The organism is Bacillus sp. AFS041924, assembly GCF_002577195.1.
Classification (GTDB): Bacteria; Bacillota; Bacilli; order Bacillales; family Bacillaceae_G; genus Gottfriedia.
This window is the reverse complement of the sequence record NZ_NULG01000105.1, coordinates 1-9,309: the sequence shown is the minus strand read 5'-3', so window position 1 is coordinate 9,309 and position 9,309 is coordinate 1. Positions and strand designations below refer to the sequence as shown.

General features: G+C 35.1%; 9 protein-coding genes and 1 pseudogene. 6 read left to right on the top strand and 4 right to left on the bottom strand.

The genetic code is table 11. The features are described from left to right. The first annotated feature begins 356 nt into the window (after nt 1–356). From COC46_RS18175 to COC46_RS18160, 4 genes are all read left to right on the top strand, one after another. Nucleotides 357–1,847 (top strand): PTS transporter subunit EIIC, encoded by a 1,491-nt coding sequence (locus COC46_RS18175; RefSeq protein WP_098811334.1) that lies wholly within the window; start codon nt 357–359, stop codon nt 1,845–1,847. Between the two features lie 109 nt (nt 1,848–1,956). Then, the gene (locus tag COC46_RS18170) at nt 1,957–3,009 is read left to right on the top strand and encodes a DUF871 domain-containing protein (RefSeq protein WP_098811333.1); all 1,053 of its coding nucleotides are present in this window, start codon (nt 1,957–1,959) and stop codon (nt 3,007–3,009) included. A 60-nt stretch (nt 3,010–3,069) separates the two neighbouring features. Next, the gene (locus COC46_RS18165; RefSeq protein ID WP_098811332.1) at nt 3,070–3,924 is read left to right on the top strand and encodes a MurR/RpiR family transcriptional regulator; all 855 of its coding nucleotides are present in this window, start codon (nt 3,070–3,072) and stop codon (nt 3,922–3,924) included. A gap of 195 nt (nt 3,925–4,119) precedes the next feature. Next, on the top strand, nt 4,120–4,626 hold the full coding sequence (locus COC46_RS18160) for a DUF6933 domain-containing protein (protein ID WP_098811331.1): 507 nt from the start codon (nt 4,120–4,122) through the stop codon (nt 4,624–4,626). Nucleotides 4,627–4,931: 305 nt separating this feature from the next. Here the strand turns inward: COC46_RS18160 and COC46_RS18155 are convergent, their stop codons facing one another. Together COC46_RS18155 and COC46_RS22850 are read right to left on the bottom strand one after the other, a co-directional pair. After that, on the bottom strand, nt 4,932–5,384 hold the full coding sequence (locus COC46_RS18155) for a hypothetical protein (protein WP_098811330.1): 453 nt from the start codon (nt 5,382–5,384) through the stop codon (nt 4,932–4,934). 154 nt (nt 5,385–5,538) lie between these two features. Further along, nucleotides 5,539–5,673 (bottom strand): hypothetical protein, encoded by a 135-nt coding sequence (locus tag COC46_RS22850; RefSeq protein ID WP_255294960.1) that lies wholly within the window; start codon nt 5,671–5,673, stop codon nt 5,539–5,541. A gap of 207 nt (nt 5,674–5,880) precedes the next feature. On the opposite strand from COC46_RS22850, the gene COC46_RS18150 reads away from it, so the two are divergent. Further along, the gene (locus COC46_RS18150; protein ID WP_255294959.1) at nt 5,881–6,627 is read left to right on the top strand and encodes a metallophosphoesterase family protein; all 747 of its coding nucleotides are present in this window, start codon (nt 5,881–5,883) and stop codon (nt 6,625–6,627) included. 356 nt (nt 6,628–6,983) lie between these two features. Then, a complete protein-coding gene (locus COC46_RS18145) occupies nt 6,984–7,334 on the top strand; it encodes a hypothetical protein (protein ID WP_098811329.1) in 351 nt (116 codons plus the stop codon). A gap of 467 nt (nt 7,335–7,801) precedes the next feature. On the opposite strand, the gene COC46_RS18140 is transcribed toward COC46_RS18145, so the two are convergent. Together COC46_RS18140 and COC46_RS18135 are read right to left on the bottom strand one after the other, a co-directional pair. Then, complete coding sequence (locus COC46_RS18140) at nt 7,802–8,239, bottom strand: VOC family protein (protein ID WP_098811328.1); 438 nt, start codon at nt 8,237–8,239, stop codon at nt 7,802–7,804. Between the two features lie 223 nt (nt 8,240–8,462). Further along, nucleotides 8,463–8,885, bottom strand: a pseudogene (locus tag COC46_RS18135) (DoxX family protein). Between the last annotated feature and the right edge of the window lie 424 nt (nt 8,886–9,309).

Below are 9,309 nucleotides of genomic sequence, written 5' to 3'. Positions count from 1 at the left end.
TTTTTTCAACAGCATGAAAACCATCATGAGGATGGTTTTTGACAGTAAAAGCAAGAAGGTAGAAGGGGAACAAATGTCATTATGCTCTGACCGACTCAATTGAAAAAAATTTTTTTGAATGAAATTTTTTTACAATGTAAACGATTTCAATTGAAATATAATTACGAATGTTTTATATTTTAAGTATATTCAGAATTATTTTTGTGATAATCTCTTATTTTCGTTGGAAAGAAAAATTGAACATCTGTTTGGCTTTAAGGAAAAGGTGCATTGTGAATTCGCCTCAAACAACCGGTCGTGCTTAATAAAGGGACGAATTCAATGATGAACCACAAGATGAAGGAGAGGTTAGGAAGATGGAAAAAGAAAAAAAATTGGCAACAGCTATTCTCAGTACAATTGGGGAAATTAGGAATGTCGCACTCGTAACACACTGTATGACACGTGTACGCATCACATTACGAGACGAGTCACTTGCTAACATTGAAGTACTAAAGAAAGTACCAGATGTTTTAGGAGTAATCGTGGAATCTACGCTTCAAATTGTTGTCGGTCCGGGATTGGTAACGAAAGTAGCGAATGAAATTGCTTTAGTAAGTGGTGTGAGATTGGGTGAGAAAATCCCTCTCCATTCGAATGTTCAAGACAGTGATACCCAGCAATTTCGTGCTGAAGAAGCTGCCAGAATTGCAGCTAATAATAAAGAAAACTATCAAAAAAAGAACAATACGCCGATGAAGAACTTTTTTAAAGCAATTGCACATATTTTTATTCCATTAGTACCTGCATTCTTAGCGGCTGGTTTAACTGCTGGTATTACAGCAATTATTGGTAACCTCATCACATCAGGACACCTAACTGGAGACGGATGGGTTCAAATTAAACAAGTCCTTGGTGTCATTCAAAGTGGTTTATTAGCTTATATGGCAATCTATGTCGGAATCAATTCAGCTAGAGAATTTGGAGCGAGCCCCCCACTTGGTGGATTAATTGGTGGAGCGACACTTTTAACAGGGATGAATCCTGAACTACCAATTAAAAACTTATTTACAGGTGATCCGCTTATCGCTGGACAAGGTGGGGTAATTGGTGTAGTTCTGGCTGTTTGGATTTTATCTCGAATTGAAAAACGTTTACATAAAATGATTCCAGATTCAATTGACCTGATTGTGACATCTTTTCTAAGTGTTGTCGTGACGGGATTAATCACCATCTTCTTGATTATGCCTTTTGCAGGATTCGTTGAAACTCACTTACTTACTGCTGTTAATTGGACTTTATCAGTTGGCGGAGCATTTGCAGGCTTTATACTAGGTGGTCTTTGGTTGGTCATGGTGATGCTGGGTCTCCATCATATTATGACTCCGATTCATATTGAACTCATTAACAATACCGGCGTAACAAATTTATTGCCGATCCTTGCGATGGCTGGAGCAGGACAAGTTGGTGCAGCATTAGCACTTTGGTTACGTTGCTATAAGAACAAACCACTCATCAATATTATCAAAGGGGCACTACCGATTGGTATGCTCGGAATCGGAGAACCACTTATTTATGGCGTGACACTTCCGCTTGGAAGACCGTTTGTAACAGCTTGTTTAGGTGGAGCGTTTGGTGGTGCTGTCATCGGTCATTTTGGCGAAGTAGGGGCGATTGGGATTGGCGCAAGTGGACTAGAACTTACATTGTTAATCGCTCATGGAAAATGGTGGATTTATTTACTCGGCATCGTGACGGCTTACATTTTTGGATTCGTCTGTACATACTTTTTTGGTGTACCAAAAAAAGCTAGAGAATCCGTTGAAGCAGACGAGACAATTGAAGTGAAAGATACGTTTTCGTTCTAATTCATCAACCTCGCATAGGATGCTCGTGATTTTTAGTCGAGAGAGGAATATGCGAGGGTTTTATTTTTCAAATACACTCTTCACAAAATAATGAAAAAAGGAGCTTACTATGAGCGGCGTACTCGTTTCATTAACTGAACAACCAATTGAACAAACAATCGACTATCTCAAGAGCATGAAGCAAATCGGGTTTCATACGATTTTTACATCTCTTCAGATTCCTGAGGAAAGTAACGCTGACCTACTGACCCCGTTACGTAGGATAGGAGAGTTTGCAAACACTCATCAAATGACTCTAATGGTAGATGTCTCACCAAGAGCATTTAAATCATTTTCATTGCCCCAGATGAAAGAAAGTGGAGTAACTGGGTTGCGAATCGATTTCGGAATGGAAGTTTCGGACATTGCGGCGTTAACGCATGAATGGTTGATCGCGCTAAATGCCAGTACGATTGATGGTGCATTTTTAAATCAATTGAGAGAATGTCATGCAGTTTTTTCGTCATTGGAAGCTTGGCATAATTATTATCCTAGACCAGAAACAGGTCTATCGCTTTCACATTTTAAAGAAAAGAATGAATGGTTAAAATCTCAAGGATTGGAGGTAGTTGCGTTTATTCCTGGTGATGGCGATTTGAGAGGTCCTATACATGAAGGGTTGCCTACGTTAGAAAAGCATCGAAATCGTTCCCCTTTTTCTAGCTACATCGAATTACAATCAGAAGCATTTGTTGATCAAGTGATTATCGGCGACTTGTCACTTCAAAAACAGACGTTGCAACAGTTTAAATCTTGGAATGAAGGAGTAGTCTTAATTCGTGTGACAGACAAAAAAACTTCACATATATGGGATCAAGTGCATCACAACCGTCCCGATATTGCAAGAGACGTAATCCGTTCCGAAAACGCACGCAAACATTTTAATGGAAGCATTCAACCAGCTAATTGTGTTGATCGCCCTATCGGAACACTCACGCTAGATAACGACAAGTATAAACGATACAAAGGAGAGTTTCAGATTACACTGAAACAGCTACCTCCGGATGAACGAGTCAATGTCATCGGTTATGTGATCAAGGAAGACCTTCCTCTGTTACCATTTTTACAAAAATCAGGGTATTCATTTCGATTCCTTTCTAGTGAATCATCGGTTCGAGAATGATAAAATAATACAAACAAATTTCATGTCTTGTTCTGTTTAGGAAGTATTGGAGGCGTAAGTATGAGTATTGGTGAAATAGTATCCAGAATTGAGAGTGCAATGCCAAAATTAACGCAGGCTGAGCAAAAGGTTGCCAGCTTTGTTCTTAGTTCACCGAATGAAGTGATGTTCATGAGTGTGCAAGAATTGGCTGCGCAATCTAATTCTAGTAGTGCTTCTGTTGTCCGCTTTTGTCGTTCAATGGGTTTAAAAGGTTTTCCAGAATTAAAGGTGGCATTATCAGCAGACCTCGCACAAGAACAAAAAATGGGTTATTATGACTTGAATAAAAATGAGAATGCTTCCGACCTCGTTGACAAAATGCTTTCAAATGCCATTCAATCATTAAGAGACAGCGCGAATCAAATCGATGCGAACATGATCGAACAGATTGCGAATATACTGTACAATGCGCCAGTCATTTTTGCCTATGGAGTTGGTGCATCAGCATTAGTCGCAGAAGATATTTCTCAAAAGTGGTTGCGATTGGGGAAAACTGTATATGCAATGAGCGATTTACACGTCCTCGCCATGACCATGGCAAACGCACCAAAAGGAAGTGTATTTATCGGCATTTCATATAGTGCCAATACGAAAGAAGTGATGCAACTCACGAAGTTTGCCAAAAAAAATCGCCTGATCACCATCAGTCTAACCGGGTTTGGGCGAAGTAAGTTATCAGAAATGAGTGATTTTAACTTGTTTACATCTCAAGCCCCTGAGGCAATCGTACGAAGTGCCGCTACTAGTTCGAAGCTTAGCCAATTTTTCATTATCGATGTCTTATATTACGTGTATGCTTCGATTAATATTGAATCGTCAAAAGATAAAATTAAGATAACTCGCCATGCAATCAATGAACTGCATGGTGTATAGGAAAACTGCCAAGCCTTATTGAAGCGCTTGGTTTTTTTTAGCATTTATTATGAGGATCGCCCATTTCAACATTCGGATGAAGCGATGGTCCACTTTGAGAAAGCCATGCTATGTAAACTATGTAGCTCAAATAATTTATTAACATGTTAAAATATAACTATCCATCAATAAAAAATCAAAAAAGAGGGTAAGAACATGCATATTCAATTAACCAAAAAACTATCAGATGAAATGAAAATAAAAGTAGTGAAACCAGACCTAACAAATGAGATCCAGCTTTTTTGTTGGCATGCGAACATCTTTAAAATTGGACGTAAGAAATGCGTATTGGTAATGAATAATGTAACTAGATATTGTTTTATAATCTATGGACTAGTTAAAAAGGATTTTACAAATTTTGAAGAGCTAATGAAGGAAAATTTAATGACTAACTTCCTAGCAAATGAGTTTGATGTTCAGAAAATCGATTTGTATATGGAACAATTAGGTGAAGTTCAATACACAGCTACAAGTGATCGAAGTATTATTTCACAGATGAATGATATGATTATTAATGCTGAATATATCATTTATCACATGGCTGAAAAAGATGAAGTGATTAGTTTACTTGATTTGAATTTCAAACTTAATGAGACTCCTTTAGTAAAGTTAGGTTCATATCCGTTAAAATTGATGAGCGAAGCATTGGATAATTTAGTTTAACCAATAAGAGTGAATGTAGTATTTTCAATGATTATAATGATTTTACAATCAACACTAGCAATATTTTTATTAGCGGACAATCTTAAAATGGGCTATTCAAAATATAGATTAGGTCACCCAAAAGAGAGAGAACAGCTATTAATTACAACAATATAGCATCTATCTGAACAAAATATTTTAAAAGAAATCATTTTAAAAATAAAGTCAGAGTATGAAGCTTTTTTTTGATGAGTTTATTTAGGAAGATAAACAAAAAAAGCAATGCAGAATTGACATCACTTTAGCACTACTAATTTATTAAAATTTTACTTAAGAACTAACCTAATCACTTCATTTTCTCTATCAATTTTAAATTTTGCATTCTTTTGAGAAATTCCTAAATTAAGAGGTCGATTAAAACTAAAGTCACCATTTTTTCTTTCATAATTTACATAGGAAACAATTTTATTATTTTTAGTAAAAACAACTAAATAGATCGAATCATTCCATTCAATAGAACTGTTAAGTTTTACATTACCATTTATATTATTTTCTCTTAATTGATCTTTGAAATTTAAATAAGGTGTTACTATGATCATTTTATCCCATTTAAAATTAGTAATTTTTGCGAAATCAAGTTCAGTATTTTTTTGATTATGTATTACAGATTCGATCTCATTTTTTAGTTGAAGATCTTCAGCTAAATTTCTCGGATATTTAAAATAGACTAAAACTATAACTAAAATTATAAGTATTGATATGATTAATCTTTTTTTCACCATCTCACTCCTTCAAAAAATTCACTGTATAGTTAAATTTTAACATTTACTGAGTAAAACTTCAGTGGAAATTGTGACAGAGTTTAAATAGCGACTAATCATTTAGAACAAAATAAAAAAGAGTACCCGTAAAAGAGCACTCTTACTAATGAGTTTACTTCTTACAATCATACGCAACCAAAGTAATGTCCAATTCTTCTTCCAAATTCTCAATCTTACTCTTAGCATCACTAGTTAAATCTGCGATAAAAAAGTCACTAGTATTTAAAGCTTTATTCTCATTACTCATTTCAAAATCCCCTTTACTAAAAATTTACCTTTTCATTTTTCCCTATGATCTAAAAACTATCCTAGCTTATGCTGGGAGAAATGATAAAATTTCAATTCGTAAAAAAGTAATAGGTTAGAAAACTTACTTTAGTGATTTATATTTGTTAAACTATTTATACTATTCAAATAATTTAGCGGGAATAATGTGCTTATAGGAAGGATTGGAATGATGAACAAAGATACTGTTTTTGCAATTGGAGACATCCATGGCAGCATAAATCAATTCGAAAAATTACTAAAAGAATGGAAACCAGACAATGAAAAACTAGTACTTCTTGGAGATTTAGTTGATCGTGGTGAGAATCCGTATGAAGTTTTATTAAGAGCACAGCAATTAGAAAAAGAATATGGAGCGGTAGTCTTACTAGGAAATCATGAGCAAATGTTATTGGATTGGCTTGAACAACCGGAGTTTAAACAAGTATATTATTACGGCCAAGGTGGTTTAGAAACAATTCATTCATTTTTTAAATTTGAAATTACAAATAAAAGAGGACCTAATGAAGTAGCGCAATTAATGAAAGAGCAATTTGAGTCTGAGCTACAATTTATTAAATCCCGACCTTTGTATTTTGAATGGGAAAATTATGTATTCGTCCATGCTGGGGTTGACTTGAGTCTTACTGATTGGAAGGACACTACTGATAAAGAATTCTACTGGATTCGAGACGAATTCCATTACGGAAAAAATGAAACAAATAAAACATTTATATTTGGTCATACTCCGACATCTATACTACATAAAACAGAAGGAAAATTTGATATTTGGTATTCAGCTTGTAAAACGAAGATTTGTATTGATGGCGCAGCTGCATATGGTGGACTATTACATGGTATGAAGGTTAATAAAGATGGGATTCTATCAACACATTCAATTCCTTCTAAGGCAAGGTCTACCAAGTATGAAATCTAATTTTCTTAGGATGATCATTAGTTGTCATCGCAAAGAGAGACTTCACTGGAAAATTTTCAATTTAGTGTTCCAAGAAAGGTAGCCATTATTAAGAAAATAGCTGCCTTTTTGATTATAGCCAAGTCAATTTAATTGAAAGGAAATGAAGTTGTGTGACTTGAAATGATAAAAAAAATTAAGTACTATTATATGTTTTTGGACTATTATGATAAAATTAATCGAGTTCAAGTTCATTTTGAGGTAAATGGAAATTTGAATAGGAAGAAGAGCAATCTATATGGGCTCTGACCTTTAATATTTCAGAGGTTGACTTTCCGACTAAAAGAGAAGCCATTGTGGCTAAGGAGGAATTGAAAATGAATAAACTAGACCTACTGAAAGATTTTATTCTTAACAAAAAATTAGGCATCGATGTATCGATACCTACGAAGGATTATACAAATTTTTCATATAATGGATTTGATGCGGGTACAGTCTATAATAATGGCACATACAGACTTTCTGTTGCTCGTGGAACAAAGGTAGAACGACTATTCCGTAAACGTAAATACAAAATGAAAGTTTCTAAAGACAATAACAACAACTTAGTTGCAATCTTTGAACTAGAAAGTGCTGAAGATTTGGTACAAGTTAAAACGCTGCTTTTAAATATGGAGAAATTAGCTAACAACGGACTACGTGAAGAACTGAACCGTGCAGCAAATTAATGTCATTTTATTATTTAATCGGAATGAAGATTAAGCTAACTGTGTACGTTGGTTAATTAATATGATCGAACCCACTGGTAATATTAAATATAACGCAATAAAACAAAGCCCGTATCGAAATTACTTGGTAATTGACGATACAGGTTTTTTTATCTATTAACTTTGTTTTGTTATAACTAAGCTGCCCATGTGAAGACTTTATTAGCTTTTTTAAAAATGGAATAAGCATCCCCTTAATTAATTAAGATCTTGGTTAGTATTAAATTTTTTCTACCTATTCTATTCTTTTCTTGAAAAGTTTAATAGGATCCGATTATGTATCTTTTTCCCTAAAACTATTCAACTATGGCATCAGTTAGTTCAATAAGGAAAATAATTATATCTATCATCAATCTTTTTAAATACAACTCTATGTTTTTTATCCTTCCGGTCAAAGGTTTGCAATATTACTATTACCATTACTCTCGTCACCCTTTTATTTTGGAATTCAACATCTCCAAATAGTGCGGATTGTACATAATACCAAGCACATTACCAAATGGATCAGTGACGGAAGCCGTGATGAATCCCGCCTCACCTCGATATGTGAGCGGTTCGTACTCTTCAGCTCCCATGGTTTTCAATTTTTCAAGTGTGGCTTTCACATCATCTACATGCCAGTACATGATGACACCACCAGGTCCAGCTGTTGCATGCGCGGGAGCGAAACGGCGATTGATCAGACCCAGTTCGTGCTGGTAGTCTCCAAGACGAAACTCGGCATATGCTAGTTGACCATTAGGTCCTGAACGTTCAAAGTAAGGCGCAATGCCCAGCAGTTCCGAGTACCACGCTTTTGCCGCCTCCATATCATCCGCCCAGTAATTGATGGTCGCAAATCCCCGTAATATTTGCATTTTGCTCATAATCAATTTCCTCCTAAGATTATTATTATCGGTTTACAGAATGAGCAATATCAAATTAATTATTACATTTTAATACCTTTATTAAATTCAATAATAAATGGCTAGTTTCTTTTCAATTTAGCTTTATTGCTCTTTACATAATAAAAAAGGTGTGCCGAAGTAGTCCTTCTTGTTCTTCAACTAACGCTATGCGTGAGTTCAACAACTTATTTTCACCACCTTCTTAAAGTTTGCGGATCTTCGGGCGTAGAGCCAACGAGGCGAAATTTAGTGCAGCATATGAAAGTGGAAGAATAATAGAAAACCCGTAATCACCATAATCATTAGCAAACGAATGAGATAAAGCCGCACCAGTCATTAAAAAGAATATACCAGCGTGAACCCATTCTTTAAGACGAGGAAAACCAGGCACGACCAGAGCGATGGCCCCAAGCACTTTCCAAGTCCCAAGAATGGTCAAGACGTATAATGGGTAGCCAAGATTCGTCACTAACTCGATGTTTCCATCAAGTTTCATAAGTTGTCCGATACCACTTAACATAATAGATGCTGCGAGCAGTTATGTGATTGTCCAATAAGCAATCATTTTTCTTCTGGGCTGGATTTCTACTTTCGCGGTTGTTTCCGCTACGGTAAATTTACTCATTTGTTACCTCCTCATAATTGTTCAAGTGAGACTTATTTACGTACCAAAATTTTCCAAATAATTAACTTCAAGAATACTTATTCAACAATACTGCCAGATAGAACAATTTAAATAAGACTGGAATAATAAGCAGTCTTTATAATATTCAACTATTGCATGCGTGCATAACTATTAATTTTCCAAGGAAAAAGAATACAGAGATAATATATACCTAAGAACCCATTATCGAGAAACGCCTGTGGATTAAAGAATTAATCTCTCAATCTTCATAAGGATAAAAACGCCTCAACCTAAAGCTACCGGGATGTTTTGAAGTACAAAATCAAAATTCGCAACCTAATGCGTTAATGTATTAACATTAATTTTCAACAGTAAATTGGTAATAAAAAAAGCAGTGGATTTCGTATGAAATGTTACCCGAATA